The 26,711-nt window shown below is 70.0% G+C and carries 19 protein-coding genes; 8 read left to right on the top strand and 11 right to left on the bottom strand.

The window, feature by feature from the left end; translation table 11 throughout:
* Positions 1-96 precede the first annotated feature (96 nt).
* The 3 genes from WME79_RS23515 to WME79_RS23505 all read right to left on the bottom strand — a co-directional run bounded on the left by WME79_RS23515 (position 97) and on the right by WME79_RS23505 (position 3,182).
* Positions 97-486, bottom strand: coding sequence for a hypothetical protein (locus WME79_RS23515; protein WP_437539165.1), 390 nt, complete (start codon positions 484-486; stop codon positions 97-99).
* A gap of 816 nt (positions 487-1,302) precedes the next feature.
* Complete coding sequence (locus tag WME79_RS23510; protein WP_437539163.1) at positions 1,303-1,857, bottom strand: hypothetical protein; 555 nt, start codon at positions 1,855-1,857, stop codon at positions 1,303-1,305.
* A gap of 254 nt (positions 1,858-2,111) precedes the next feature.
* Positions 2,112-3,182, bottom strand: a complete 1,071-nt coding sequence (locus tag WME79_RS23505; protein WP_437539161.1) for a lactonase family protein — start codon at positions 3,180-3,182, stop codon at positions 2,112-2,114.
* A gap of 315 nt (positions 3,183-3,497) precedes the next feature.
* Here WME79_RS23505 and WME79_RS23500 point away from each other — a divergent pair, with 315 nt between their 5' ends.
* The gene (locus WME79_RS23500; RefSeq protein ID WP_437539159.1) at positions 3,498-4,058 is read left to right on the top strand and encodes a hypothetical protein; all 561 of its coding nucleotides are present in this window, start codon (positions 3,498-3,500) and stop codon (positions 4,056-4,058) included.
* An 85-nt stretch (positions 4,059-4,143) separates the two neighbouring features.
* On the opposite strand, the gene WME79_RS23495 is transcribed toward WME79_RS23500, so the two are convergent.
* Both WME79_RS23495 and WME79_RS23490 read right to left on the bottom strand, forming a co-directional pair.
* Positions 4,144-5,142: a hypothetical protein gene (locus WME79_RS23495; RefSeq protein WP_437539157.1), complete on the bottom strand. Its 999-nt coding sequence runs from the start codon at positions 5,140-5,142 to the stop codon at positions 4,144-4,146.
* Between the two features lie 35 nt (positions 5,143-5,177).
* Positions 5,178-5,942, bottom strand: coding sequence for a CAP domain-containing protein (locus tag WME79_RS23490; RefSeq protein WP_437539155.1), 765 nt, complete (start codon positions 5,940-5,942; stop codon positions 5,178-5,180).
* On the opposite strand from WME79_RS23490, the gene WME79_RS23485 reads away from it, so the two are divergent.
* Entirely contained in the window at positions 5,887-6,432 is a 546-nt protein-coding gene (locus tag WME79_RS23485; RefSeq protein ID WP_437539153.1) for an RCC1-like domain-containing protein, read from the top strand. The two genes, WME79_RS23490 and WME79_RS23485, sit on opposite strands and share 56 nt — an antisense overlap.
* A 100-nt stretch (positions 6,433-6,532) precedes the next feature.
* Here WME79_RS23485 and WME79_RS23480 read toward each other — a convergent pair whose 3' ends face one another.
* Positions 6,533-7,816, bottom strand: coding sequence for an extracellular catalytic domain type 1 short-chain-length polyhydroxyalkanoate depolymerase (locus WME79_RS23480; protein WP_437539151.1), 1,284 nt, complete (start codon positions 7,814-7,816; stop codon positions 6,533-6,535).
* Between the two features lie 455 nt (positions 7,817-8,271).
* Between WME79_RS23480 and WME79_RS23475 the strand changes: the two genes are divergently transcribed.
* From WME79_RS23475 to WME79_RS23465, 3 genes are read left to right on the top strand one after another with little or no spacing between them, the layout of a single operon-like run.
* Positions 8,272-9,792: a serine/threonine-protein kinase gene (locus WME79_RS23475; protein ID WP_437539149.1), complete on the top strand. Its 1,521-nt coding sequence runs from the start codon at positions 8,272-8,274 to the stop codon at positions 9,790-9,792.
* On the top strand, positions 9,782-10,783 hold the full coding sequence (locus tag WME79_RS23470) for a hypothetical protein (protein WP_437539147.1): 1,002 nt from the start codon (positions 9,782-9,784) through the stop codon (positions 10,781-10,783). Before WME79_RS23475 ends, WME79_RS23470 begins: the two co-directional genes overlap by 11 nt.
* Positions 10,783-11,577: a hypothetical protein gene (locus WME79_RS23465; protein WP_437539146.1), complete on the top strand. Its 795-nt coding sequence runs from the start codon at positions 10,783-10,785 to the stop codon at positions 11,575-11,577. The genes WME79_RS23470 and WME79_RS23465 overlap by 1 nt, the downstream gene beginning before the upstream one ends.
* A gap of 123 nt (positions 11,578-11,700) precedes the next feature.
* On the opposite strand, the gene WME79_RS23460 is transcribed toward WME79_RS23465, so the two are convergent.
* Positions 11,701-12,027, bottom strand: a complete 327-nt coding sequence (locus tag WME79_RS23460; RefSeq protein WP_437539144.1) for a hypothetical protein — start codon at positions 12,025-12,027, stop codon at positions 11,701-11,703.
* A 106-nt stretch (positions 12,028-12,133) separates the two neighbouring features.
* On the opposite strand from WME79_RS23460, the gene WME79_RS23455 reads away from it, so the two are divergent.
* Positions 12,134-13,837 (top strand): hypothetical protein, encoded by a 1,704-nt coding sequence (locus WME79_RS23455; RefSeq protein ID WP_437539142.1) that lies wholly within the window; start codon positions 12,134-12,136, stop codon positions 13,835-13,837.
* An 87-nt stretch (positions 13,838-13,924) separates the two neighbouring features.
* Here the strand turns inward: WME79_RS23455 and WME79_RS23450 are convergent, their stop codons facing one another.
* On the bottom strand, positions 13,925-15,052 hold the full coding sequence (locus WME79_RS23450) for a hypothetical protein (protein WP_437539140.1): 1,128 nt from the start codon (positions 15,050-15,052) through the stop codon (positions 13,925-13,927).
* Positions 15,053-15,336: 284 nt separating this feature from the next.
* Here WME79_RS23450 and WME79_RS23445 point away from each other — a divergent pair, with 284 nt between their 5' ends.
* Positions 15,337-15,522, top strand: a complete 186-nt coding sequence (locus tag WME79_RS23445; RefSeq protein WP_437539138.1) for a hypothetical protein — start codon at positions 15,337-15,339, stop codon at positions 15,520-15,522.
* Here the strand turns inward: WME79_RS23445 and WME79_RS23440 are convergent.
* The 3 genes from WME79_RS23440 to rph all read right to left on the bottom strand — a co-directional run bounded on the left by WME79_RS23440 (position 15,509) and on the right by rph (position 22,391).
* A complete protein-coding gene (locus WME79_RS23440) occupies positions 15,509-17,299 on the bottom strand; it encodes a trypsin-like serine peptidase (RefSeq protein WP_437539136.1) in 1,791 nt (596 codons plus the stop codon). The genes WME79_RS23445 and WME79_RS23440 overlap by 14 nt on opposite strands.
* A 361-nt stretch (positions 17,300-17,660) precedes the next feature.
* On the bottom strand, positions 17,661-19,010 hold the full coding sequence (locus tag WME79_RS23435; RefSeq protein ID WP_437539134.1) for a hypothetical protein: 1,350 nt from the start codon (positions 19,008-19,010) through the stop codon (positions 17,661-17,663).
* A 768-nt stretch (positions 19,011-19,778) separates the two neighbouring features.
* A complete protein-coding gene (gene rph, locus WME79_RS23430) occupies positions 19,779-22,391 on the bottom strand; it encodes a rifamycin-inactivating phosphotransferase (protein WP_437539133.1) in 2,613 nt (870 codons plus the stop codon).
* A 208-nt stretch (positions 22,392-22,599) separates the two neighbouring features.
* Here rph and WME79_RS23425 point away from each other — a divergent pair, with 208 nt between their 5' ends.
* Positions 22,600-26,640 (top strand): serine/threonine-protein kinase, encoded by a 4,041-nt coding sequence (locus tag WME79_RS23425; protein WP_437539131.1) that lies wholly within the window; start codon positions 22,600-22,602, stop codon positions 26,638-26,640.
* Positions 26,641-26,711 lie beyond the last annotated feature (71 nt).

Raw genomic sequence — 26,711 nt, 5'->3', positions numbered from 1 at the left:
GTGTCATTTTCGTGTCGCCGGCGTTGGTCACGCCGCGGCGCGGGCGCGCCGTCGGCGAATGCGACAACTACCTTGGCGGATCTTTCAGACTACTTATCAATATTTTCGCACTGGGCTGTCGCTCGTCACGCACTGCCGCTCGCACATCCCGATCCACTCGTTGCAGGCCCACTGGGCATCCCACGTATTATGGCCCCACCAGATATCGACGTAGCCGACGATTGGCCGACCCCACCCCCCATTCGGGTCATTATTAGGACCGTAGCACTTCCATACGGTATGCAGCGCTTGCTCCGCGGTTCCAACCGCCTCCGCCGCGTCGGGGTCGATCGCGTTCGCTGACTCGAGATCCGCCGCCTCCACCGCGTCGGGCTGGGTCTCCTGCCCGTCATCGCCTTCGAGGGAAGCGTCGCCAACGCAGCCACCGAGCACGGCTGCGGCGCCGAGGAGCGCCAACGGGAGTACCATCTTGCTGAACAAGCTCATCTTTTTACTCTCCTGAGAACCTTTGCTGGAGCGGACCGTTTGCATCCCGCTCTTGCCTACCTGGATGCTCCGGTGTCGGGCCGTCCTTCACCCAATCGTGTGCGGCCATTTCTTTTTTTCGAAAGTGGTATATCGCTCCCCAACGGAGCGCGCTCCTGCATACCCACCTTCTCCCGCATCAGTGGCAACCCGCGCCCGGCGACGCGACCTCTGGAGCGACGCATGACGCGTCCGCGAGGGAGAGCCCGAGCGCGGCGATGCACGTGAGATGTCGGCGCGGGGTGCTCACGCGCCGGCCTGTGGAGAGGGAGCTTGCCATGACGAGCCTTTCGATGACATCGGGCCGAAGCGCGCCGGACGGGGCGAGCAGGCACGATGGCCCCGGACGATCGGCGACCGGCGACTGGCGACCGACACAGGCGTGGCGACGGATGCTCGCCTCCGGCTCATGAATGCACCCGGCTCAGCCGTCCTTCATGTCATCGCGCCGGGCCGTGTCGTTTTCCTGGGGCAGCCGTCGGTCGCGCCGCGGCGCGGGCGCCCCGTCGGCGAGGAGACATGAGCCCCTCACGTGAGCTTGGAGCTCACCCGAAGCCCACGACGGGCTTCACGTCCGCCGGCTGACGCGATGCCCGTCGAGGACCATCGCCGGTGCCCCTCCGGCAGCTCATAGGGGAAATTTAACGCTCTGGCCGGAAGTGCGGTGCGGCGAACGGGGGTTTCGGCGGCCATCCAAGGAGATCCAGGGATGGTGCGGGCGGGGTCAGGCGGCGCCAGCGCGGCTCGACGACCGTGCCGGCCGACGCCGGCGCGCTGTCAGAGGCACTCGACGAGGCCGTCGTAGAGCGATCTGTCCGTTCCGGGGAGCGCGGCGTTGATCGCCCGACCCGACGGCGCCGAGAGCGCCTCGACGAGGTCGGTCACGGCGGTCTCCGGGGCGACGGGCATCTCGCAGACGAAGATCCTGGCGTCCACCTCCACATCGCCTGTGGAAGGCACGATCTCCTCGTTGCTCGCGGCGAGGACCCACACGCAGCTGCCTATCGTCCCGGCGTGCTCCTCGACGGAGCAACGGAATCGAAGCGGCTCGTAGTTGGTGAAATCGCCTTCGCAGAACGTGTCGCCGCACACGACGTCGAAGTCGTCTTTCAGCTCGCGAAGCAGCTCGTACCAGGCGTCGATCTCGGCCGAGCTCGTGAAGTACGACTCGGCGTCGACGAAGCTCTTCGCGCCTGTGGAGCCGGCCGGAGCCGCTGCGTCGTCGCGCTGCGGTGTGGTGCTCTCCGGTGGCTCCGGGGTGGCGCCCTGCGCGGTGGAGCAGGCGAGCGCGAGGACAGGGAGAAACATGGACATGGCATGATGAACCGACATGGGTGCCTCCATCCGGGCGCGGCGCGTGACGCCGGCTCGGGCTAGCACGCCGCTTCCGGGCCTCGCGCTGTCCCGCAACGGCGGGACCAGCGCGAGGTCGGACCTCGCGGCGTTCTGGTGGGCACGTATTGCGAGCGGTGTGCCGCGGCCTTTTTGCCGGATCTTTGGGTCCTCTCCGCGCTCCGGGACCTGGCGGCCGCCATGCGCGCCGCCAGCTTCGCCAGCTCGGGGCTATCGCGCGCGCAGCGTTCAGATCACGGGAAGCTCAGGATCTCCACCCAGTGGGGACCGCGACCCACCGGGCACGCCTTCAAGGGCGTGAGCCGGCCGCTCTCGCGGTCGATCGCGTGCACGCGCACCGCATGCGAGAGCTGCCCGGCGGCGACGAGCCAGCGGCCGCTCGGGTCGATCCGGAAGCCGCGCGGCTGCTGCTCCGTGGGCGCGTGCGAGACCAGGCTCAGGCGGCCGGTCTGCGCATCGACGCTGAACGCGGCCAGCGTGCTGGAGGTGCGCTCCGACGTGTAGAGGAAGCGGCCGTCGGGCGTGAGGTGCAGGTCGGCCGCCCAGGGCTTGCCAGAGAAGCCCTCGGGCAGCGTGGAGAGGCTCTGCACCGGCGCCAGCGTCCCGCGCTCGGCGTCGAAGGCCAGGACGTCGACGCTCGCGTCCAGCTCGTTGAGCAGGTAGACGAAGCGCCCGTCGGGAGCGAACGCGAGGTGGCGCGGGCCGGCCTGCGGACGCACCGGAAACGCCGGTGGATCGTTGGGGGTGAGCCGGCCAGTGGCCGCGTCGAAGCGCCACTGCACCACCACATCCGAGCCGAGGGCGCTGACGAAGACGTAGCGGTTCGACGGATCCACCAGCGTGGCGTGCGCGTTGCGGCCGGTGGGCAACACCGCGGCTGGTTCGCCCACCGCGCCGTCGCTGCCGAGGGGGCTGATGCTGGTCATGTGACCGCCATAGGAGGCGCCGAAGAGATGGCGCCCGCTGTGATCGGTGATGAGGTGCGACATCCTGTCGGGCAGCGGCGCCGCCGACAGCGGCGTCAGCCGCCCGCTCGCCGCGTCGAGCGCGAAGCTCTGCACCGCGTGGGGCTCGGTGCGCAGCGCGACGTAGAGGAAGCGCCGGTCCGGCGAGACCGCCAGCGGGCCGGCCTGGCCTTCGATACCGACGGCCTGCACCGGCGCCAGCGACCCGTCGGCGGGGTCCAGGTGCAGCACCGAGATGTCGCAGCTCTCGGCGTTGGAGACATAGACGTAGGTGGCGGCTTGGGTCATCGCGGCGAAGGGGCTGAAGGCCGGCGCCAGTATCCACCATCGGGCCGGCATCGCGCCACAGATCCCGCTCCGGGCGGCGCGCCTGCCCACGTCGCAGCAACGCGCGCCATCAGGCAAGCCGAGCGGCAAGGGCGTGAGGCGCGGCTGCGGGAGAGGCGACGGCAGCGGTGAAACCCCATGGACGAATCGCGCGAGGACCGGCACGATACCTCGCCATGGGACGAAAGAAGCCGCATGCTGCGGCGATGCTCTCGCTCGTCGCGGCGCTCGCCCGGCCCTCGCGCGCGCTCTCGGCGGGGCGAATGAGCCGCTCGCCGCGGGCGTGATGGTCTGTCTCGGTGGTTGGGCGCGGAGGTGCAAGGTCCGATGCTGAAATGGCTGCTCGTCGGGCTCGTGGTGTTCCTCGTCTACCGGTTCGCGATGAAGCGGCCGCGTTACGATCGGCTGTTCTCGCCGGACCACCTGATCGAGCTCTCGCGCGGGCTCGGCCGCGCCAAGGACACCGCCCTCAGGCGCCCCGGGGGGGGCCCGCCCGCGGACCCGTTCGCCGAGGGCAATGCGTTCATCACGTCCGCCGACATCGCCGTGGTGTATACCGTCGCCGAGGCCGGCGAGGACGGACACGAGCACCACGTCTCGCTCTCGTTTCGCGGCGGCGCTCTCGCCCGCGCTGCCGCGGGATTCCTTGCCGCGGCGCTCTGTCGATTGCTCGGCCTGGGGGAGACGCAGCGCGTGCTCGCGGTCTCGAACAGCGGTGTCTACCACCTGATCTTCCAGGTGCCCGCCGCGGACGAGGCACGTTTCGCAGCGCGATCGGTCCAGAAGCTCGACGACGCGTCTGCGCGGAGGCTCGTCGGCGTGGCCATGGAGGATCGCGGCCCGCTGCTCGCGCGCCTCGGCAAGCTCGACGTCAAGGTCCCGAAATAAAGTTCTCGCGCCGCTTCGTGACCGGCGGGAGAGCGGGTGCGCGGCGCTCTCCGACCTCCCCGCCGTGCGCCGATTGACCGCGCCGTCAATTGCCGTCGGAGACACCCCATGAAAACCCCCGGGCCTCGATCGCGTCGAGCAGCGACGCCGTGGAGGGATGGGTGGCGATCAGGGAATCGACCAGGGTGCGGGCGGCGGTCCACGCCTCGGAGCCGTCGGCGTCGAACGTGTGGAAGACGAGCACGTCAATGCCGGCGAGCCGGGCGGCGAGCATCTGGAGGGCGGCCATCAGGACTCGATTTCCGCCGTAGGCGCCGGTGCCCCAGTGGCCGGTGTGCACGACGACGGCAGGGGCTTCGGCGGCGAGCCCCGACTCGAGCACCGCGGCGGAGAAGGCCGTCGTGGCGGTCGTCGTGATCTCCTCGATCTGGGCGCGCGTGTAGCGACCGTTGCCGCCGGGGGGCGCTTCCATGGCGATGAGGTTCGTGATCGTGGGCGGATCGATCCGGGTCGTGGCCTTGCGGATGACGTCCGGGGAGGCGCGGGCGAAGCGGTTCCCGTAGAGGCCATAGGGCATGGCGGCATCATGAGCGGTATCGACAGAGCAGCGGCGCTCGACGCCCCGGAGGAGGATCGGCGTCGGGACGGCGCCGTCGCGGGTGGTCGGCGGGAGCGCCGGATCCTGCGCGGCGAGCAGCGCCTCGCGGACGGAGCCGAGCACGGGGTGCTCGGCGGCCTGCATCTCGTCCTGCGCGAACAGGCGGCTTCCATAGGCCACGAACAGCAGGAGATCGGCGAAGTTGACGTGCCACTCGACGGCGGGGCGCGCGGCGGGCTCGGGAGCGTACGTGTAGACGTCCTCGCGCATGCGGAGCTCGGGGGCGGCGGCGGGCACGGCGGCGGGCAGCGGCACGGCCTGCCACCGGGAGACGACGACGGTGCCGCGGTGCGCAGCGCCGGGCGGACAGGCGATGGAATGGACGAGGCGCTTGTTCGCGTCGGTGATGCGCGGCGGGTGCGCGGCGACGAGGGCGGCGGCGTCGAACTCCTTCCGGGCAAGGAGGCGCGGTTCGCTGGCGGGCATCGAGGATCTCCTGGGAAGAAGGGGAACGAGAATCCTTACTCGCAGTCGACAAACACGACGTCGTAGGCGATGGTCGCCGAGATTCCGGAGACGCTCACAGAGTAGGTGTTGCCGGCTTCAGGGTCCCAACCGTTCGGCACGATGCGGATGGCGTTCGTGGAGCCGTAGCGCCCCTGGAGCGGCTCCACGTTGACGGCCAGAGGGGCTCCGCCGCTCGTGATCGTGACCTCGGCGTCCTCGAGCTGGATGTCCTCGCTCTGGATCGACCAGCCGGTGTCGCTGAGCGTGCTCCAGCGGTCGCCGTACGCCTGCATCGGGAACACCCCGGGCGGAGGCCAGGCCGTCCACTCCTTGCCGGCCCGCCCCGTCCCTCCGATGTTCTGCATGCAGGAGGCGCCGTTCTTCCCGGTAGAGCCGAGGCCGATCGGACCGAGATCGTTCGCAAGGATGATGCGCCGGTGGCCGAAGGTCGTCTCGTTCCCGGGGTCGATCAGATAGCCCTGAACGCTCGCAACGCCGGGGCCACTCGAGATGTTGCTCGTCCTCGCGCCGTCCGCGCCTGTCTTCGAGTAGCACTTCCAGCTCTCCGGCGGCTCGTGCGAGAGCGAATTGTTCGCGTCCATCATGAGCGCGCAGGCCTGGGCCTGAGCGTCGCGGGTGGGCTCGGTCACGACCGGGGGCAAGTCCGCCAGCCAGCGGTACAGGTTGAAGAGCCGGAGCGCGTTCGCTCGACCCTCGGGAGAGATGTCTCCGGGGTCGCACTCGGGATCGAGCGAGCCGCTCCACGTGCCTTCGCTCATGTCGGCAGTGTCGGCGTTGAAGCGCGCGCAGGTGCCTTCCGGCGAGCGATCGCCTGTCTCGGGCGCCGACCCTCCCGAACCCCCCGATGCCGTGCCTGCCGCGCCGCCGCCCCCTGCGCCTGTGCTGACCGCTGACGAACCTCCCGTGGAAATGCCGCCAGTTCCTTCGGCGCTCGAGGCGCCCGAGCCTGAACCCGCACCGCCGCTGCTCGCGGCCGCTCCACCCGTCCCGCCCGACCCACCGGCTGGCGGTGAGCCGCTCGACGAACCTGCTGTGCCAGGATCGGCATCTTCGCTGCCGCAGGACGCGGCAGCCGCGACGAGGAGCGCCGTCGATGCGACGAGTCGAAAGCGAGTGAAAGCCGTCTTCATGATGGAAGGAAATCCAAACGCTCCGGAAACGTCAAGCCCCAAGGGCACGTTCCTCCAGATCAGCGCAGGCGCGGATCACACCTGCGGACTGAGCACGGATGGCACGGCAGATTGCTGAGGGCAGCTCGAATGGAGGGGCTCAGGAGCCTGGGAGGCCGAGGAGGAGCGCCGGCGTGCCGAGCGCGAGGCCACCCGGGCCGTACGCCGGCGCTACACGCTCACGCAGCAGATCGGCGACGGCGGCGGGCCAGCGCGCCAATCCCTGCCACGAGCAATCCGACGAGCGCGCCGCCGGGCAGTTGACCCCTGGAGGCCGCGTTGAAGCTGCACCCACCGTCGTCCGACGCGCTGTCGCCGCCTGTCGTGGTCGGATCGCTGTCTCCGGAAGCGGCGCTTCCACTCGCGCTGCTCGTCGAGCCGCCCGTGGTGGCTCCGCTGGCGGCGTTCGTCGTGCCTCCGCTGGTCGCTCCGCTGCCCGTGCTGCCGCTCGCGTTGCCACCTGTGCCTGACGTGGCGCCGTTTGCGCTGCCACCTTCGCCACCGGCGCCGGAGGCGCTGCTGCCTCCGCCTGACGCGTCGCTGCCTCCGGTTCCATCACCGCCGCCCGCGCCTTCTCCCGTGGACGGAGGGTCCATATCCAGCCCGAAGAAGCGCACGGCGTCGGCCCACAGGCCTCGCCCCGAGAGGTCGTGCGGGGCGCCTTGCGCGGAGTTCGTCTCCAGGACGAGCGTCCCCGCAGCATTCGTGTAGGAGGACCGATTCCAGGTATCCGAGGAACCCCTGAAGCTGCTCGTCTTGCCGTCGGACTGATTCAGACCGAGGACGTTCGTCCACTGCGCGATCTCGGCAGGAAAGTTCGGTTCGTAGTTGAGGGTGGTGTCACCCGTTCCGTGCCAGAGCTGAACCCGAGGCCGTGCGCCGGTGAAGCCCGGATTCGCGTTGCGCACGAGGTCACCCCACTGGGCAGCGCTCCTGTTGGCAGGGGTCGTCCAGCCATAGGCGTTGCCTCCCGTCCAGGCGCCAGCGGGAACACCCGCCAGCACCGAACCCCCAGCGAACACGTCGGGGTAGGCAGCGAGGAGCGCATTCGTCATGCAAGCGCCGGAGGACGCCCCCGCAGCGAAGACTCGGGCCGGATCGGCGTGGTGCTGTGTGACGGCGTACTGGACCATCTTGGTGATGGCCTCTCGCTCACCGCTGCGCGCGGGCGTTGCGTCAAAGCAGTTGCCGCCTGCTTGCGGAGTGATGATGAGGAAGCCGTGCTGATCCGCCAGACCCTGGAACCAGCCATGAGCGTTTCCTGCATTCCCGCTGCAGTAGTGCAGCGAGACCACGACCCCCGGCGAAGCGTCGACCTTATCCGGGACGTAGAGGTCCATGGGCGTGTTCCCGCCGTAGTTGACCCGGGTTTGCCACGAAGCCGCCAACGACGGCGAAATCGCGAGCAACACGGTTGCGAGGGAAGCGGCGGCGGGCGCGACGAATCGAAAGGTGGTGGTCATTGGCTACCTCGCTATCGCTATATCAATAACAGTCGACGAGTAGAACAGAAATCGCGACTCGCCGACGTCCCATCGTTCGCTCCTGATCCTGATGTGAATTGCCGCGACGCGGCTTCCATGTGTAAGAGCATTTGTATCACATTTTTGCAGGCAAGCCGAGGCGCGTAGTCGAGGCAAGCCCGATCGCTGGGCGAGGAGGTGTGTCGTTTCGTAACAATCCGTGGGGGTGTGTCGTTTCGTAACAATCGGTGGAAGGAATGGAAGGGCCCGTCAGCGCCGCGGCCATCGCTGAAGATTAGGTCGTCGTCGCTCTGCTCCCAGCGGGTCGCGACGAGTCAGGTAGGAGCGGCCGCGACAGGACAGGATAGGCCAATCCATCGTACGTAGCGTAGCGCTGCCCGGCTGAGGCCGGTGCAGTGGAAAATTGCATGAGCCTCTCACCATGGCGTGGCATAGTGGATGCCCTTCTGCCGCCCTGGCCTGCCATGTCGAGCCCCGACGAGACCACGATTGCCCCCGGGGATGTCCTCCTCGGCAAGTATCGGGTGGAGAGCGTCCTCGGACGGGGCGCCATGGGGCTCGTCGTCGCCGCGCGCCACCTCGCCCTCGATGAGCGCGTCGCGATCAAGGTGCTGTTGCCGAAGTACGTGCGGGATCCGGAGATCCTCCAGCGCTTTCTGAGGGAGGGGCGCGCCGCCGTGCGCGTCCGCAGCCAGCACGTCGTGCGCGTCGCCGACGTCGGCACGCTCGAGAGCGGCGCGCCGTACATGGTGATGGATCACCTCGAGGGGAGGGACCTCGCCGCCGTGCTCGCGGAGAGCGGGCGCCTCGCGGTGCCCGTGGCCATCGAGCTCGTGCTCCAGGTCTGCGAGGCGCTCGCGGAGGCGCACGCGCAAGGCATCGTCCACCGGGACGTGAAGCCGAGCAACCTGTTCGTCACACGGAACGCGGACGGCTCACCGTGCGTCAAGGTGCTCGACTTCGGGATCTCCAAGATGACGCACGCGGAGGATCACGCGTTGACGCGGGTGGGGGGAGTGCTCGGCTCGCCGCTCTACATGTCCCCCGAGCAGCTCCGCTCGTCGAGCGACGTCGACGGCCGCGCGGACATCTATTCGCTGGGCGTCGTCCTCTTCGAGCTGCTCACGGGGCGAACGCCGTTCTTCGCGCAGGAGCTCGCGCAGCTGGTCTACCTGGTCACGCAGGGGGAGCCGCAGCGGCCGCGCGCCCTCCGCCCGGACCTCCCGGAGCCGCTGGAGCAGGTGATCCTCGCGGCGATCGCGCGCGATCGCGATCGCCGGTTCCCGACCGTCGCGGATCTCGCGCTCGCGCTCGTGCCGTTCGCCCCGCCGCACGCGCGCGCGGCGGCCGAGCGCCTCTTCGGCGCGCTGCGCGGCGCGCTCCCAGCTGGAGCCCTGCCGCCCGGCGCTCCTCCCGCAGCCACGGCGGTCACGGCGGCCGGGGCGACCCTCCCCGCGTCGACCGTGCCCCTCGACGGGGGAGCGCTCACGATCGCGCCGCTCGGTACGACGACCCGCAAGCCAGCGTCGCGCGAGAGGCGCGCCGCCCCGATCGCGATCGGGATCGGCGTTGCGCTCGTGAGCGGCGGCCTGCTCCTCTGGCGCTTCTCGGACGGAGCCCCGAGCGACATCGAGCGCGAGGCGGCATCGTCGGCGAGCCCTCAGGGCGCGGTCCCGGAGCCGCGCGCCGCGCAGCCGAGCGCCGGGCCAGAGCCGCGCCCCGCGCAGCCGAGCGTCGCGCCGGACGCGGCCGTCGGGCCTGCCGCCAGCGCCCCGCCGCCCCCCAGCGCCGCTCCCGGCGGGCCGGCCGAGGGGCCGCCGCCCGAGGCGCGCGCCACGGCCCCCGCACCGCAGAAGCCCGCGAGGCCGGGCGGCTCGGCGCAGCCGGCGAAGCGCGGCGCGCCGCAGGGGAAGCGGCCCTCCAGCGCCGACCCGTTCTCGCGCGATGTCTTCTGATACCTTTGATACCTTCGCCGACACGATGACGCCGTCGCAGACGAAGAGCCGACCGAAGCGCAGGCGCGCCGCGCGCCTCTGCGCGATCGGCATCGGCCTGGCGGCGGCGATCGCGGGAGGGCGTCCAGCGAGGGCCGAGGACAAGGCGGGCGCCGTGGCGCTGTTCCGGGAGGCGGGGGCGCTCGTCGACGCTGGCCAGGCGTCGCGCGCCTGCCCCAAGTACGAGGAGAGCCTGCGCCTCTACGACAGCGTCAACACCCGCTATTTCCTCGCCGATTGCTACGAGCGCATCGGCAAGATGGCCTCCGCGTGGGCGCACTTCCTCGAGGTCGCCGCGCGGGTGCACGCGAGCGGCGACCGGGAGAAGGAGGCGAAGGCGCGCGAGCGCGCGGCGGCCGTCCAGCCGAAGGTCTCGCGCCTCTCGGTGGTCGTCGAGGCCGCGAGCACGCCGGGCCTCGAGGTGAAGCGCGACGGCACGCCGGTCGGCCCCGGCCAGTGGGGCGTGCCCATGCCGGTCGACGCGGGGACCCACGTGATCCAGGCGATCGCGCCGGGCAAGCGGGCGTGGACGGCGCAGGTCGAGGTGAAGCCGGGCGGCGTGACCTCGACCCTCGTCGTGCGCGCGCTGGAGGACGACCCTGCGTCGAGGGACGCGGGCGGCGCGGGGGACGCCCGCCGCCCGATCGCGCTCGTCACGGCAGGCGCGGGGGTCGTGGCCGTGGGCGTCGGGGCGGCGCTCGGCTTCGCGGCGAAGTCGAGGTTCGACGAGTCGCGCCCGTTCTGCAACGGCGACCGCTGCGATCAGCGCGGCATGGACATCCGCAGCGGCGCCGTGGCGCGCGCGAACGTCGCGACCGTGGTCTTCGGCGTCGGCCTCGCGGCCATCGCTGGCGGCGGCGTGCTGTGGCTCACCGCGAGGAGCTCGACCCAGGGCGCGTCGCTCGCGATTTCGCCCGCGGTCGGCGGAGCGCTCGTGCAAGGCAGCTTCTGATGCGCTTCCAGGTGCTCACGGTCGCCCTCTGCGCGTCGATGTTGCTGAGCGGATGCGGCCTCGTCCTTGGCATCTCGCCCGGCGAATACGACCCGGATCCGTTTGGCCTCGATGACGGGTCCGGGGGAGCCGGCGGCTCGGACGTGGGCGCGGGCGGCGGCCCGGGCGGCGCCGGCGGCTCGGACGCGGAGCCCGAGATCCCGGCCTGCACCGCGCTCCTCGACGACCTGGAGGACGGCGACGGCGCGATCCTCCGGTGCAAGGACCGTGTCGGCAGCTGGTACACGTACAACGACGGCACCCGGGGCGGCACGCAGACCCCTCTGCCCGGCCGCCCGTTCGTACCGGTCTCGCCCGGGCACGACCCGAGCGAGTACGCCGCGCACGTCGCGGGGAGCGGATTCGTCTCGAGGGGTGCCGGCATGGGGTTTGATCTGAACTTCGCCCCAGGCGGGGCGAAGCTCACCTACGACGCTTCTGCCTACTCGGGCCTGACCTTCTGGGCCAAGGCGGCAGCGCCGACGCACATCTACGTGAACTTCCCCGACCGCAACACCGATCGCGAGGGCGGCGTGTGTGAAGGCTCCGGCTGCGGCGACCACTTCGGCGAAGGGATCGACATCACGACCGAGTGGGCGCAGTACACGGTCATGTTCGATATCCTCAGCACGGACGGCTGGGGCGTGCCTGCGCCCCCGGCGTTCGACGCTGCGCACGCTTACTCGGTGGAGTTCCACACCGCAAAGTCGACCGTGTTCGATATGCTCGTGGACGACATCGCGTTCGTCCCGTGAGCGCGGGCTCCTGACAGACCGGTAGAAGCCGCGTCTCGCGCGGCTCCATCCTGGATACCCTCTGGACGAAGGGCGGGTCAGAGCTTCAGGCGGTCGCAACGCGGCACCGCGAAGGCCTCAGCTTCAATAGCCGTGCTGATACCAGCCGTCGTCGTCATCATCGTTGTCGTCGTCGTCATCGTGATCGTCGTCGTCATCGTGATCGTCGTCGTCATCGTGATCGTCGTCGTCATCGCGGTCGTCGTCGTCGTCGCAGTCGTGGTCCTTGGGCTTGCCAGAGTGCTTCGTCTTCAGGCTCTGGATGTCCTGAACGAGCTCACCGTCGATCTCTGCAAGGCCGTCATCGTCTGCCCGCGAGCCGGCCAGCTGTTCGTCGCTGGGCTGCTCGCCCCCGCACGCATTCAGAAAGACCGCCAGATAACACATCCCCTTCAACGCGCTTCGCCGCATTGTGAGCCTCCTCACCGCACGCGTGGTGCGCGCGGTCGGGCACCGGTGAGCACCCGGCGTGCCTGACAGCCGCACGCGTGAGCGGTCCCCTCCTCATGAGCATTTCATGATGAGCATGTCATGGCCGCGCCCGTGTGTGTGGAACGCACCGGGCCCTTTTGACCGAGACTTCCGCTCCAGGAGCTGCGTCGAGAAGCCCTCGTATTTCTCCTCCTCGCGGGGCGACCCCACTGCGCGCGGTGTCGAACCGGAGTCGTCGCGCACGAAGCTCGTCGCCGCCCGCTCCACATCTGCTCGCGCAGCGCGCACGGCCCGAGCGGTCGGACCGTCGCCCGGCGGCGAGTCGAGTCCACACAGCACGCAGCGCCGTGCGCCGGCGAGAGACACCCGACACGCGGCCCCGACGGCACGAGCGGCCGATGAACGAGCAACCTCGGCACAGCGACTCACGTCGGCCGGGACGTGGATCACAGCGATGCTGGCGAGACGACCGAGGCCGCGAGTGCATAGATGCGCGCCGCCGGCGCTGCACCCGACGCCCACGACGCATCGCTCTCACCGGCGCCGGCGCTTGAACCCCGTGAACTGGCGAGCTGCCGTTGCTCACGCCCACCGGAAGTACTACTGTCCGCGCCTCTCCTGTTTGCCTATTTTCATGGTCTTACCGCTCGCCACGGGGAGGAATGCCATGGGCACAATCTACTGCGACCGCAGCTCCGAGAACGCCAGAGCATCGTTTGTTCAAAACGGCCACATGGTTACCGACGGCTCCGAACGCGCCGATCTTCTGTGGATTCGAAAAGGTTATCAATCGTACTTCGGCGCGCTGCGCGAAGATCAGCTGATTAACCACATCCCGAACGAACGGCACATGATCAACAAGGGGCTCATGACCCTGGCGCTGAAGCGGTTCGATCAGCGCCCGGCGAGCGGCGATCTGAGGCTCAGGGACTTCTACCAGGACACCTATCTCCTCTTCGATCGCGCCGAGCGCGCCCGCTTCTTCGCGCAGCTGCCCGGCAAGGACAGGAAGGACAACCTCTGGATCCTCAAGCCTGGCAACGAGTCGCGCGGCCGAGGCGTCCGGATCCTCTGGACGCTCCAGGGGCTCCGCCAGGCGTGCGAGGCCGGCCTCCTCGATCGCGCGTTCGAGGACAACCAGTACATCATCCAGCGGTACATCAAGACCCCGCTGCTTCTGGAGAACCGGAAGTCGGAGATCCGCGTCTACTGGCTCATCGCGAGCCTCGATCCTCTCGTCGTGCTCGTGTACAAGGAGGGGACCGTACGGCTGAACACCCTGCCGTTCGAGCTCGACGATTTCGACAATCCGCTGATTCACGTGACCAACGTCTACCAGCAGAAGCGACACCCCGGTCACGACCCGTCCGCGGTCCTGAAGTGGACCTTCGACGATCTGCGGCGCTACCTCGCCGATCGGCGGCAGGTGGCTGGCCCGACCTACCTGGAGGACAGCCTGAAGCCGGCGGTGAAACGGTGCCTGAGCTACGTGGTGCGCGCGTGTCATGGCGCGCTGCTGGAGCGGAGGCCGGCGCGTGGCCACTGCTTCGGCCTCTACGGCGCGGACCTGATCCTCGACGACACGCTTCACCCGTGGTTGACCGAGGTGCAGAAGGGGCCGGGGCTCAGCTTCGACGACCCGGTCAAGCGGACGCTGATCCCGGGAATGCTGGACGAGGCGGCGCGGATCATGCTCGAGATCCAGGGCCGGAAGACACGCCGCGAATCGCTCGCCGGGCTCGAGAGCGTGAAGGGGTTCGAGGTCGTGATCAACGAGGCGCAGGCCTGAGAGCGCGAGAGGACGAGACGGCCGGCGAGCGCACGCGGCCCGCGACGCCGCCGGCTCTCGAGGGCTGGAGCCCCGCCAGGCGGGTGCCTATTCTTCGGTGACGTACATGACGTTGCTGCTGCCGATGTGGACGAGGATCGCGTTGTCGGTCGCGAGGTGGGTGTCCAGTTGAAGGCTGGCGTTGAAGCCCGCGGTACCGGTGCTCGTGGTGCTCCACCCGCTCGTCCCCCGCTTGGCCCGCCAGGGCGCGCCGCTCTTTGTGTAGGCGATCTGCGGGTTGAAGGCGTCATCGAGCACCAAGGAGACATAGGGCCCCGGAACCGACGTGTCGACGGTGCTGACCGTCCAGGCCCCGGTCAAGAAACTCCACGAGGCGGATTTTAATTCATTGTTGCTCGTGTACGCGATCTCGTGGCGGAGCGACCTCGCGTCCATGGACACGTAGCCCCCGCCGTTCGCGTCGATCAGGGTGGTCGTCCAGCTGCCGAGAGCGGGAATGAACCGGCTCACCTGCACCCCGACCGAGGTCTCGGCGAAGGCGACGAACGGCGCCGTGCCCTCGATGGCAATCGCGTCGGAGGCGAGCCTGATCTGGTTCGTGTTCGCCTTGATCGTCGCGATAGACCATGGACCCACGCCGACCTTCTGCGCGTGTTTCAGGCTCCGGACGCCGGCGCTCGTCTCGGTCGTGTAGACGACGTGGATGACGTAATTCTGGATCGCCGAATCGAACCTGACCTCGATCGAGGGCGTGCGAATCGCGTCTGCGGAGACGACCGTCTCGCAGTCCCACTGGCTGAGGACGCCGCAGTTGCCGGCGTTGCCGCCGACCCGCCTGGCGACCTTCAGGCTAGAACTGTCGAGGTCGACGTACGCGATGAACTCGGTGCCGTCCTCCTTGCCGATGGTCATCGAGAGGCCGTGGAGGAAGTCCACGGATTCATCGACCGTCTCTACCACCCAGGGTAGCCATCCGCCCGGGAAGCCGACGTTGGCCTCCCGGCGGGCGACCTTGACGACATCGCCGGTCGTATCCCCGTAGGCGACGCTGTGCCACTTGGTCCAGGCGCCCCCTCCCCAGTCCCTCCACGCATAGCCCTGCGCCGTGTGTCCGGCCGCGCTGGCGCCAGGGATGGTGTTCGTGGACCACGCCATCGCCTCGGAGCCCACCAGCAAGATGGCCGCCGCCATCGTGAACTGAAAACCTCTGAACATGACTCGCCAACCTCCCGTTGCATTGTCCTGTAAGAGAGCCAGACGGAGCGCTGCCCCGTCGGCACGGGGCATCGGCAAGCTGCATGCGAAGGAAGCGAACCTCTCCAAGCACGACGGGTGCCACCCATGCCGGCGCGCCTCTTCGGCCCCGAGGAGCGGCGCTCACCGCGATCACCGAGCGCGACAGGCCGCGAGCGCGTCGGCCTCTCGGTCGCGCTCTGGCGTTCCTACGCATCGAGCGCACCTGCCGGATCCGTGACATGTCACGTGACATGTCACGTGACATGTCACGATATCGAACGCTCGAGATGGCGCTCTGGTGCCTGAAGCCCGACCCCGTGCGCGTCCGCGCCGCGCTCGGCGCTGCGCTGGCAGAGCCGGAGCTCGACGCACCCGCCCCGCTCACCCCGGGGAACGCGCGCCGAGGAGGTGCCGGCGGGCGGCACCGGCGTCGCGTCACATCGCGGTGATCGCGATGTTGTCGACGAGGACCGGATCGCCGGTCGAGACGCGGATCTGCAGGTTGTTGTCGTCCGACGGCGGGGTGAACGCCGCCGAGCAGGTGGTGCTCCAGGCGCTCGAGGGCGAGAAGCTCGTCCACATCACCTGGGTGCCGCCGCTCACGACGCGGAGCTCGGCCTGGGAAGACCCGCTCGCGGTGGTCCTGCGCGCGTCGAAGCAGATCTGGTACGGCCGCCCTGCCGCCAGCGCGAGCTGGCGGTTGCGCACCGGGTAGCCCGTCGCGCTCTGCGTCACGCGAACCGCCCAGTTGGGCGTGCCCGTCACCCGTCCGTCGGGCACCACCTGCGCCCGGCTCCCATCGACGTCGTTGCGCCAGTTCGTGCGCTTGTCGAAGGTGTCGAAGTTCATGACGGCGGTGCTCTTCACCACGCTCGGCGCGGACACGAGGATATCCGCGGTCCCGAACACGCCGAGCCCGAGCGTGAGCCCGTCGGACGGGGCGTTCACCTCGAACGTGTGCATCTGCCAGCCCGATCCCACGGTGTTCGCCACGTATTCGCCCCCGATCCACGTCGCGCCGCTCTTCAGGCCCACCCACAGCGAGCTCGCGTACTGGCTCGCCTGCGTGTAGGTCATGAGCGTGATCCGGTAGCTGCCCGCGGCCAGGTTCAGCTTGCCGTGCGAGAGCGCGTCGGCGTAGCCCGCGCCGGTCGTGCGGTTGATGCGCGCCCACCGGTTCGCCACGTCGAGGGTCGCGAGCGCGGTGAGGTCCCAGAGCGCGTTGCGGCGCTGACTGTCGAAGCCGAGGTTGTACCAGTCGCGCCGCGCCTCGCCGCGCAGCCGCTCGAGGTCGCGCTGGATGTCGAACTCCCAGTCGAGCTCCTTGTCCGCCCAGCCGTAGTAGTTGGCCGGGGTGAGGCCGAGGCTCGTGACGAGCGGGACGTTGACCGTGGGGCCCTGGGCCGCTGGGTCGAAGCTCGGGTTGATGTAACCCCAGTACAGCAGGTCGCGCATCGAGAGGGCGTTGCGGCCCCAGCACCCGCTGGAGCACGCCGTGGAGAGCGGGGCGATGATCATCTTGCCGTTCGCCGCGTTGAAATGGGGCGAGCCGCTCATGCCCCCTTCTCCCCAGACGTTCATCTCGACGCCGGTGTTCGGCGCCGAGGACGGGGTGAACCAGTGCCCCGCGCCGGTGACGCTCGTGACCTGGCCGTTCGCGTACATGCGCGTGTCGAAGGGGAGGCTGCCGTTCTGCTGGTTGTTCGCCGAGATGCTGTAGATCTGCTGTCCGACGACGGGCGGCGACACGTCGAAATCGACGTAGCCGTACTTGTCGCCCGGGTTCTCGCCCGCGGCGTTCGGCCAGCAGAAGAAGAGCACGCCGTCCGTGTCGTTGAACGTCTGCTCCATCGCGTCGCACGTGAAGCCCTCCGTGTCCGACGCGGCCGTGCTGCCGTTTCGGTACGTGCGGAAGGTGATGGTCGTCGGCCCGCCCCCGCAGTGGGCCGCGCTGAAGAAGACGTTCGGGCCGATCATCACGCCGTTGCAGTAGCCGCCCAGCGACGCCTCGGCGAACTGGCTCACCGCGATGTCCGGGTTCGTGGTGTAAAGGCTGGCGGCGTTGACGATCCGCTGGTTTGGGCTGAGCGTCATCTCGGTGGCGAGCGCGCTCTCGGCCTCTCCGACCGGCTCGTCGTCGAGCTCATCGACGCCGGCTGTCGCGGCGCAGCCGGTGGTGACAAGGATTCCGAGGAACGGTGCGGTGCGGAAGAAGTGCTTCGACATGGTCGTCTCCATGGGCTCCTGCGCTCTCGCGCGGCGCCGCGGCGCTGGCTGGCTGACACGCAGCGACGCGCCTGGATCGCTGTGCGTTCGACGCCCGCCCAAGCAATCGACATACCGTCCGTGAACCGTGGAATCTGCGCTGCTATCGGCGAGTTTGTCGCGCGGCCGTCGCACCGCGCCGCGCGGGTGTGGCCTGCGCGACCACAGGCCGGCGGCGCCCCGTGTCGACGTCCCCTTGGACGGCGTCGCGGGATCGATCGGACGGTGGACAACGAACCCTGCGATGCCGCGTACCGTTGCGATCCGGCTGCCCAGGCCTGCGCTCGGGCGGTAGAGCCCGACGTTTGCAGGTTGAAACAGATCAGTCGCAGGTGCCGCCCGCGTAGTTGCCGGTCACCTCGATGAGGAACGCGCCGGGGTCGATCTGATCGACGATGGCCTGGGCCTGGCAAGTCGGAAGCGACTCATTGTCCGTGATCGAGAGCGTTTTCTCCACGGTCTCAAGCGAGCCGAGCGCAGTGAGGCTCGTGAGCATCGGGTTTTGCCTGATCATGAGCCGGGGGACCGAGGTCAGATTGTCGAGCCCCGAAAGGGAGACGAGTCGATCGTTGCCAACGATGTGGGTGTAGCCAGTCACGGCTTCGAGCATCTCGAGTCCGGCGAGGTCGCTCAGCATGGGATTTCCGGTGACCCGCAGGGCGCTGAGGACGTCATTGTCTGGGCTGAGACCGGTGAGGCTCTGGAGATTTGCGTTGTCGGCGATGGAGAGCTCGTCGTGGATCCTGACGTTCTCGAGGCCCTCGAGGTTCGTCACGCCCGTTCCAAGGATCTCGATGCGGTCTGCCCGCGTCAAATTGCTCAGGGCTCGGAGGGACGTGATGCCCGGTGCGCTGACGATCGCAAGGAAGTCGATTCTCGTGTGGCCCCGCAGGACATCGATATTCGTGAGCGAGGCGTTGGCATTCAGCGAGAGCCCACCGAGCAGGACGCCAGCGAGCGCGTCGATATTCTCGAGCGCGTCGTTCGCGAGCACGGAAAGATCCATTATCTCGCTCATGTTTTGCAGGCCGACGAGATCGCGGAGCTTGGCGTTGGCCTCGATGCTTATATTGAATCCGCGAGTGAGGCCGTGGAGGCCGGCGATGCTCAGTAGCTCGCGATTTTGACCGATGTAAATTTGACCGCGGTTTTCGGTCAGCGACGATAGGGCGTCGAGGTTCGTGAGCGAGTCATTGCCGCTGATGAAGAGGTTTTCGGCTCGCTCCACGCGTAGACCGTCGAGACTTTCGAGCGCCGGGTTGTCTTGGACGATGAGATTTTGGGCCTCCGTGAGACCAAGGCCGTCCAAGCTCTCCAGGCTCTGATTCCGGAGGATCTCGAGAGTGCTCGAGTCCTGGACGTAGTGCTCGAGGCCGTGGAGATCGAGCAGGGCGACGTTGTCGAGAATGCTGAAGAAGGAGCCCACGTGACGAAGTCCTTCGAGGCCCGAAAGGGAGCGCAAGGCTCCGGTGTTCCTGACGGTGAGGGTGTTCGTGACCACCTGCAGTCGTTCGAGCCCGCGCAAATCCTCGAGCGAGTCGCTCGTGATGTCGATGGTGTCCGCCCCGGTCAGGCACCTGAAGCGCTGGAGGTTCTTGACGCCCTCATCAAGCGTGATGTTGGCCGCGCTGTGAATGAGCGGCAGCGCGTCGACCTGCGTCTGGGTCTGCACCCAAATTGGAGCGAAATAGGAGACGGAGTTCGCGCACTCCGGATCGGTCGGCTTGCCTGGGAGGCTCTCTCCGCCGCCACCGCCGCCTCCCGTGCCACCACCGCCGGTGGGCTGCGCACCGCCGCCTCCGCCCGCGGCGCCGGCTCCGCTCGTGCCCGTGGCGGCGGCGTCCCCGCCGCCCGTGCCCGTCGCAGCGGCTCCCGCGCCGCCCGTGCCCGTCGCAGCGGCTCCCGCGCCGCCCGTGCCCGTCGCAGCGGTTCCCCCGCCGCCCGTGCCCGTCGCGGTGGTGGTGCCCGGCGGGAACCCGCCCGTGCCCGTCGCGGTGGTGGTGCCCGGCGGGAACCCGCCCGTGCCCGTCGCGGTATCGGGACCATCACCCTCGCTGGGCTCTTCGCCAATCTGGAGCTCCGTCCTGCAGCCGCCGAGGAGCGGCGAAGTCGCCGCAAGCGAAGCGAGAAGGAAGAGGTTCGCGGCGCGCCGCGGGAACGTGGCGCACGAGGAAAAGCGATTCGACATGGGGGTTCTCCGCCGAAAGGACCGCATCGTGCGGTCACCTGGTGCGTGGAGCGATCGGCTCGATTTTTTGAGAGGATCCCTGGATGCCGAGCGATTCGAGCCCACCATCATGCCGGGCCCCTGCCGTATCGGTGTAAAAGTACGCGTCTTGCGCGGTCGGCCCCGCGATCCCGAGCCCGACGGCCCCGAAACAGCGGCCCCACGAAGCGGTGCCCCGCGCCGCCCCGGCGAGGAGCGCGAGCGCCGCGGATCTCACGTCAGGATTTCGACATACCCGTCCGTTCCATGCACGCGGATGCGTTGCCCATCCCGGATCAACCTGGTCGCGTTCTCCACGCAGACGACCGCCGGCAAGCCGTATTCCCGGGCGATCACCGCGCCATGGGTCGTCAGGCCCCCCACTTCGGTCACCAGGCCCTTGATGGACACGAACAAGGGCGTCCAGCTGGGGTCGGTGAAGGTGGTGACCAGGATGTCCCCCGCCTCCAGATCCGCATCGGCCATGTCCAGGAGGACGCGGGCTCGCCCCTCGACAACGCCGGAGGAGACCGCCAGGCCGACCATGGCTCCGGCGGGGAGATCGGCCCGTTTGTGCGCGCCTGACACGATTTCCCCATCGGACGTGATGACGAGCGGTGGCGACAGCTTCTTGTAGACCTCGTGTTCGGCTCTCCGCTTGCCGACCACCTGGTCGTCCAGCTGATGCGTGCGCACGACCTCACGAAGCTCGTCGAAGGTGAGGTAGTAGATGTCTTCGACGTCGCGGATCACGCTGGCCTGCACGAGCCGCTCGGCCTCTTGCAGCAAGGCGTGCTTGTAAACGAAGTAGCGATTGACGAGGCCGTACTTCGGATATTCGCGATAACCGATGAAATTCCGGAGCCGATCGATCATCCGCTGAGCTTCGCTGGCCTTCTGCTCCCCCTCCGGCAGCTGCCTCAACCGGTCGAGCAACACGCGCGCTCGCTGAAAGGCCTCCTGCCGCCCCTGCTCGAACCTCCGCTCGCCGGCGCGAGGCTCGAAGTTCTTGATATTGCTCAAGATCAAGGGGACCAGGGTCGTTGGCTTCTCGCTCCAGCGGGCCCTCGTGATGTCGATCTCCCCGGCACATCGCATGCCGTATTTGTGGAGGTAAGCCCGGATGGCGTCCCGAGCTTCCTTGCCACCGTCGAGCTCGACCAGATCCTCCAGGAAGCCATCGTGCTTCACGTTCTGCAAATAGGAGACCACGTCCGGATAAGGACGGATCACGTCGGCGACATCCAGCAACGCCAGGCCCATCTCCGACGTGATGTTGTTCGACACGGACTGGGAGAGCGTATCCGCGACGCTCCTCTCGCCGAGCCACGCCATCATCTTCTCGTTGATCCACGACGAAGCGTTCATGCCCGCCATGATCACGCCCATGCTCCGTGGCCCGAACATGGACTTGCTCAATCCCTGGATGTCCTCCCGGATGAAGTCGAACAACGCCGTTCCGGTCTTGGTCCGGATGTCGCGCTTCAGCTCCTCGAGCGCGGCCTGGCTGCGCTCGACCAGATCCGCGGCGATCGCCGGGTCGTCCTCGACCTGCGCGTCGAAGCGCCCGGGCGCCTGCTTGCCCTGGCCGGGAGGCGAGGCCGTCGGGTCGCCGGGCAAGGGCTCGATGAAGTCTCCCCGCTCGATGATCGTCAAGAGGGCGTCCTTGAGGAGCGGATGGGAGCGCCCCAGGAGATCCAGGAGGGCGTCCCGGCTGGCCGGTGAGGCCAGCTGCTTCGTGGGATCGACGAACAACCTGCCGCCCGCTGCGAGCATGCGGCCACCGGAGGTCAACTGGAACAACGAGAGCCCCAGGGGCTTCATCGGGTCGGTCATCATCTGTTGATGGCCGACGGAGATGTAGACGTGGTTGCCTCCATCACCTGCTTCGGGGATGGGATACAGGGTCGTGATCGGCCGGCTCTGGACGACGTGGAGCTCCTCCTCGGCCAGGCACCATTCGATGTCCTGGGGGTGGCCGAAATGCCCTTCGATCTGCCGGCCCAGGCGCTCGATCCGCAGGATCTGCGTGTCTGTCAGCACCTGCCCGTCCTGCCGCTCGGGCTCGATCGCCCGTTCTTCGGTGCCGCCCTCCGCCAAGGCACGAGTGGCCAGCGTCTTTTTCGCGATCGCCTTCTCGATGACCTGGCCGTTCCGCACCTTGTAGCGATCGGCCCTCGCCAGGCCGGCGACCAGGGCCTCCCCCAGGCCGAAGCCAGCCTCGATCGACGACACCTTCCGGTTCGACGTGACGGGATCGGCCGTGAAGACGATCCCCGCCGCCTGCGGGAAGACCATCTTCTGCACCACCACCGCCATGTGGATTTTGCGGTGATCGAAGCCGTGCTGGATCCGGTAGGTCACCGCCCGCTCGGTGAAGAGCGATGCCCAGCACCGGCGGACGTGGTGCAGGATCGCCTGCGTCCCGAGGACGTTCAGATACGTATCCTGCTGGCCCGCGAAGGAAGCCCCCGGCAAATCCTCCGCCGTCGCGCTGGACCGTACGGCGTAGGCATCGTCCGCGCCAAGCCTGGAAAGAGCCTGGGTGAGCGCCTCTTGCAGGTCCTCAGGGATGGCCGTCTCTTCGATGATCCGGCGCAGCTCGCCGCTGAGCTCCCGGATCCCGTCCCGGTCCTCCGCCGCGAGCAACGACAACCGATCGAGCAACCCGCCGATCGACGGCGCTTCTCCCATGATCCGCTGGAAAGCCTCGGTCGTGACGCAAAAACCAGCGGGCACGCGGATCCCCTCGATCCTCGAGAGCTCCCCCAGGTTCGCGCCCTTCCCCCCGACCCCCTTGGCCTTCGTTCGATCGACGTCCTGGAGAGCAAGCACATAGGTCCGCATCCGTTCACCTCCATCAGGGGCGTCGGCGGCTCGTTCGCGTCGACAGATCGTCACGCCCCCTCGTCGAAGGGCGCCACTATAACGCGAACCAGGATGGGCTCTACCGGACGAAACCCCACGATGGCGACCTCTTCAGGTCGGCGGGAGGCATCCATGCTTCCGGTGGCTCGACGCGCGCAGTAGCATCGCCCCGGAGGCAACCCCGCAGATGCGCTGCACCCTCTGTCACCGCAGGATCGGTGTCGTCGCGGGTTGCCCGCTGCACGGCGGCATGGCCGCGAGCGCCGCGAAGGAAGAGGCCGGGGCGGTGGAGGTCGCGCCCCGGATCCCGGGGTTCGATGGGCTCCGCCTCCTCGACGAGGGCGGCTTCGCCCGCGTGTTCGCGGCCTCGCGGCGCGAGGACGGCATCGCGGTGGCGCTCAAGATCGCGCGCCACCGAGGCGATCCGCGGTTCTCGCGCGAGGCGGCGGCGCTCCGCCGGGTCGGTCCGCCGGCGGTGCCGCGGCTGCTCGGCGAGGGCGAGATGGAAGGAGGTTTTCCTTATCTGGTCCTCGAGCTCGTCGACGGCGAGACGCTGGCGCGATGGATGGAGGCGCTCCCCGGGGCGGGCGCCGCCGCGCCGGTCGAGGCCATGCGGCTCGTCGATGCGATCGGCGCCGCGGTCGACAGGGTGCACGCGGCCGGCGTCGTGCACCGGGATCTGAAGCCCGAGAACGTGATGCTGCGTCGGATGGGGGGGCCGGCGCCGGAGGTCGCCCTCCTCGATCTCGGGCTCGCGCGGGCGGGGGAGGGGAGCGGCGCGGCGGAGGAGGGGAGCGAGGTCACGCACACGGGGCTCCGGCTCGGCAGCGTGCTGTACATGGCGCCGGAGCAATGCCTCGACGCGCGCGACGTCGACGCCCGCGCGGATCTGTACTCGCTCGGGGTCATCGCCTTCGAGCTGCTCACGGGGCGGCCGCCCTTCGCCGGGGACGCGTCGGCCGTCGTGCACGCGCACGTCTCCCAGCGCCCGCCGCGGCCGTCGCAGATCGCGCCCGTCGCCTGGGGCGCCGACGAGGTGCTGCTGCGCGCGCTGGCCAAGGCGCGCGAGGAGCGCTTCGGGTCGGCGCGCGCCTTCTGCGAGGCGCTCCGGGCCGCGCTCGCGGCGGTCGCGGCCCCCTCGCCGCGCCGGGCGGTCGATCCGGGGCTCCAGGGAGCCGCGTCGCCCCCCCAGGACGCCACGGCGACCGGGCGCGCTCCGCCGCGGAGCCCCGTCGCGCTCGTCGCGGTCCGCGGCAGCGCGCCGATGGACCGCGTCGTCGGCATTGCAGCCTCCTCCGGTGGGCGGCTCGCCAGGGTGCAGGACGGCCTCTACGTCATCGCCTTCCCCGGGCCAGCGGGCCTGCGCGCGCGCGCCGCGTTCCAGGCGGCCCAGCGGCTCGTCGCGTCGCTCGACGGCGTGACCTCGGCCGCGGTGCACGTCGCGGAGCTTCACGCGCGCGAGGGCGCGGGCGGGATGGTCTTCGCCGGGGCCGCGCTCGCGCGACCCGCCGACTTCTGGCCTCCCGGCGCGCCGGGTCCGGTGGTGGTCACCCCCGAGGCCGCCGCCCTCCTCGCCGAGGGCGCCGAGGCCGCCGAGGAGGGCGCCGAGGCCGCCCCAAGCGCGAGCTCCGCCGCGCTGGACACCCCGGCGCTCGCGCTGCCGCTCCGCGGGCGGGACGATCTCGTCGCCGAGGTCGTCGCGCATGCGCGCGGGGCCCTTCGCGACGGCGTGCCGCTCCTCTTCACGCTGCTCGGCGAGGTCGGCCACGGCAAGACGCGCCTCTGCGAGGCGGTGACCGCAGCGCTCTCCGCCGAGCCCGGCGTGCGCGCGATCGCGGTCGCAGCGAGGCCGCCCGACCTCGCCGAGCCGGCTGGCCTCGCCCGCGCGCTGCTCCGCGCCTGCCTCGACGTGGGCCCCGGCGCGGCGGCGGGCTCCCTCCGCGACGCCTGCGTCGCGCGGCTCGGGCCCGAGCTCGGCCTCGCCTCGTGGTCCGCCGTCGCGTTCGCGCTCGACGCCCTGCCCGAGACCGAGCCCGCCGTCGCCGCCATGCTCGCCGCGCCCGGCGCGCTCCGCCAGACGCTCGCCCGGGCCGCCGGCGAGGCGCTCCAGCGGCTCGCGCGGGAGCGCCCGCTCGTGCTGGTCGTCGACGACGCGCAGTGGGGTGACCAGGGCGGCCTCGACGCGATCGAGATCGCGACCCTCGCAGGCGCGCGCGCCCCGCTCGCCGTCCTCGTGGCGGCGCACCCCGCGCTGGCCGCCGCGCGCCCGCTCCTCGGCGAGCGGGCGGCGCGCGCCCGGCAGCAGACGCTCCCGCCGCTGGACGCCGGCGCCGCGCGCGCGTTGCTCCTCGACCGGCTGCACCCGGTCGAGTTCGCGCCGGAGCCGGTCCTCGCGAGCCTGCTCGGCGCCGCGCAGGGGGTCCCTCTCTTCGTGGTCGACCTCGCCGCCGCGCTCCGGCAGGCGGGCGCCATCAGGAAGGCGCGCGGCGGCCCGGGGTGGTACCTCGCCGGCGACGAGATCGCGCGGGGCGAGGCCGCGCCGGTCATGAGCGGCCTCGCACGGCGCGCGCTCGCCGGCTTGCCGCCGCCGCTCGCCGAGCTCGCAGAGGTGTGCGCCCTCGCGGGTGACGAGCTCGCGATCGATGAGATCGGGAGGCTCCTTGACGAGGCGGCGCGCGAGCGCGCGATCGGGGCGTGCGCGGAGCTCGACCCCGGCGTCGGCCTGTCGCGGCTCCTGCGCCGCGGCTTGCTGCGCGCCGCGGACGGGGGGCGGCTCGCCTTCGCGCACCCGCTGCTCCGCCGCGCGATCGAGGCGGAGGTGCCCGCGGCGAAGCGGCGGCGGCTGCACGGGATCGCGCTCCGGGGGCTCCTTGCGGCGCCCAGGGAGGGCGGCGCGGCGCTCGCCAGGATCGCGCGGCACGCGGCGGCGGCGGGCGCGCACGCCGAGGCCGCGGCGGCTTGCTTCGAGCTCGCCGAGGAGGCGCGGCGGCGGCACCTCTACGTCGACGCCGAGCGGCACTACACCGCGGCCCTCGCGGCGCTCGCGGAGAGCGGGCGCGCGGGCGCGGCGCCCGCGGACGCCGCGGCGGCGCTTCGAGGCCGCGTGAGCCGGGGCGCGGCGCTCGCGGGCCGGGGCAAGGTGCGTTACCGCATCCAGCGCTTCGACGACGCCGCGGACGACCTCCGCGGCGCGCGGGCCATCGCCGAGGCTTCCGGGGACGACTCCATGGTCGCGGATCTGCTCCTCGAAGAGGCGACCATCCTGGACTGGTGCGATGACTTCGCCGGCTCGCAGGCGCTCGTGGACCGGGCGGTACCCCTGCTGGAGCGGCGCGCGGATCCCGGCCTCGATGTGCGCTGCGACGTGGCCCTCGGGCGCGGGCACTTCCGCCGGCAAGAGCTCGAGGAGGCCATCGCGCGCCTCGCGCCCGCGGCGAGGCGCGCCGAGGCGCTCGGCGACCACGAGAGCCAGGTGATCGCCCTGCTGCTGGTCGCGCCCGCGCTGGTCTACGCCGGCCGGTTCGAGGAGGCCGAGGCCCGGTTCGACGAGGTCATCGCGCGCTGCGAGCGCGTGGGCGACCGCCTGCACCTCGGCGGCGCCTACCAGAACCGGCTGACGATCCGGTTGATGCGCGAGGACCCGGAGGGCGCCGTGAACGACCTCAGGACCGCGGTCGCGCTGGCACGCGAGCTCGGCAACGCGTACCTCGAGCGCGGCCCGGCCCATAACCTCGCCGAGCTGCTCTACTGGGGCGGCGAGCTCACCGAGGCGCTGCCCCTCGCGCTCCGCGCCCTCGAGCTCCAGCAGCGGTTCTTCGATGCGAGCGCCATGCCCGACTACGCGCTGCTCGTCGCGCGGATCCAGTGCGCGCGCGGCGAGCTCGCCGAGGCGAGGCGCCACCTCGACTGGGTGCGGGCCCGCTGCGATCTCGGCGCTGCCCCGCCGGTCACGCGGGTCCTGGTCCGCCTGTGCGCGCAGGTCGTGGAGGGCGCGGGCGCGCCGGCGGAGGCGTGGGGAGCGCTCGTCGCCGAGGTGCGGGAGGCCGCGCTCCTCAGCGAGCACATCGAGGTCCTCTGCTTCGCCGCGGCCGCCGCGCTGGAGAGCGGCAGGCGCGAGGACGCCCGCCGCTTCCTCGGAGAGGCGGCGCAGAAGACCTGGGGAACACGGTTCTGGAAGGGGCGGCTCTCGCGCCTCTCGGCGCAGCTCGACGGGCGCGAGCTCCCGTGAGCGGCCTCCCAGCAACGTCTGTCGTCGCCCAGGCGACAGGCCCCCGCCGGCTGTCGCGGCGCGCGCCACAC

The organism is Sorangium sp. So ce726 (genome assembly GCF_051521405.1).
In the GTDB taxonomy this organism is placed as follows: Bacteria; Myxococcota_A; Polyangia; order Polyangiales; family Polyangiaceae; genus Sorangium.
The sequence above is the reverse complement of the archived record's forward strand: the minus strand, read 5'-3'. Positions and strand labels throughout refer to the sequence as shown.

Bases quoted from the DNA above. Each gene is read 5' to 3' on its own strand.
- WME79_RS23515 (WP_437539165.1), bottom strand. From the start codon at position 486: ATGAGCTTGTTCAGCAAGATGGTACTCCCGTTGGCGCTCCTCGGCGCC.
- WME79_RS23510 (WP_437539163.1), bottom strand. From the start codon at position 1,857: ATGTCGGTTCATCATGCCATGTCCATGTTTCTCCCTGTCCTCGCGCTC.
- WME79_RS23505 (WP_437539161.1), bottom strand. From the start codon at position 3,182: ATGCCGGCCCGATGGTGGATACTGGCGCCGGCCTTCAGCCCCTTCGCC.
- WME79_RS23500 (WP_437539159.1), top strand. From the start codon at position 3,498: ATGCTGAAATGGCTGCTCGTCGGGCTCGTGGTGTTCCTCGTCTACCGG.
- WME79_RS23495 (WP_437539157.1), bottom strand. From the start codon at position 5,142: ATGCCCGCCAGCGAACCGCGCCTCCTTGCCCGGAAGGAGTTCGACGCC.
- WME79_RS23485 (WP_437539153.1), top strand. From the start codon at position 5,887: ATGTCTCCGGGGTCGCACTCGGGATCGAGCGAGCCGCTCCACGTGCCT.
- WME79_RS23490 (WP_437539155.1), bottom strand. From the start codon at position 5,942: ATGAGCGAAGGCACGTGGAGCGGCTCGCTCGATCCCGAGTGCGACCCC.
- WME79_RS23480 (WP_437539151.1), bottom strand. From the start codon at position 7,816: ATGACCACCACCTTTCGATTCGTCGCGCCCGCCGCCGCTTCCCTCGCA.
- WME79_RS23470 (WP_437539147.1), top strand. From the start codon at position 9,782: ATGTCTTCTGATACCTTTGATACCTTCGCCGACACGATGACGCCGTCG.
- WME79_RS23465 (WP_437539146.1), top strand. From the start codon at position 10,783: ATGCGCTTCCAGGTGCTCACGGTCGCCCTCTGCGCGTCGATGTTGCTG.
- WME79_RS23460 (WP_437539144.1), bottom strand. From the start codon at position 12,027: ATGCGGCGAAGCGCGTTGAAGGGGATGTGTTATCTGGCGGTCTTTCTG.
- WME79_RS23455 (WP_437539142.1), top strand. From the start codon at position 12,134: ATGATGAGCATGTCATGGCCGCGCCCGTGTGTGTGGAACGCACCGGGC.
- WME79_RS23450 (WP_437539140.1), bottom strand. From the start codon at position 15,052: ATGTTCAGAGGTTTTCAGTTCACGATGGCGGCGGCCATCTTGCTGGTG.
- WME79_RS23445 (WP_437539138.1), top strand. From the start codon at position 15,337: ATGTCACGATATCGAACGCTCGAGATGGCGCTCTGGTGCCTGAAGCCC.
- WME79_RS23440 (WP_437539136.1), bottom strand. From the start codon at position 17,299: ATGTCGAAGCACTTCTTCCGCACCGCACCGTTCCTCGGAATCCTTGTC.
- rph (WP_437539133.1), bottom strand. From the start codon at position 22,391: ATGCGGACCTATGTGCTTGCTCTCCAGGACGTCGATCGAACGAAGGCC.
- WME79_RS23425 (WP_437539131.1), top strand. From the start codon at position 22,600: ATGCGCTGCACCCTCTGTCACCGCAGGATCGGTGTCGTCGCGGGTTGC.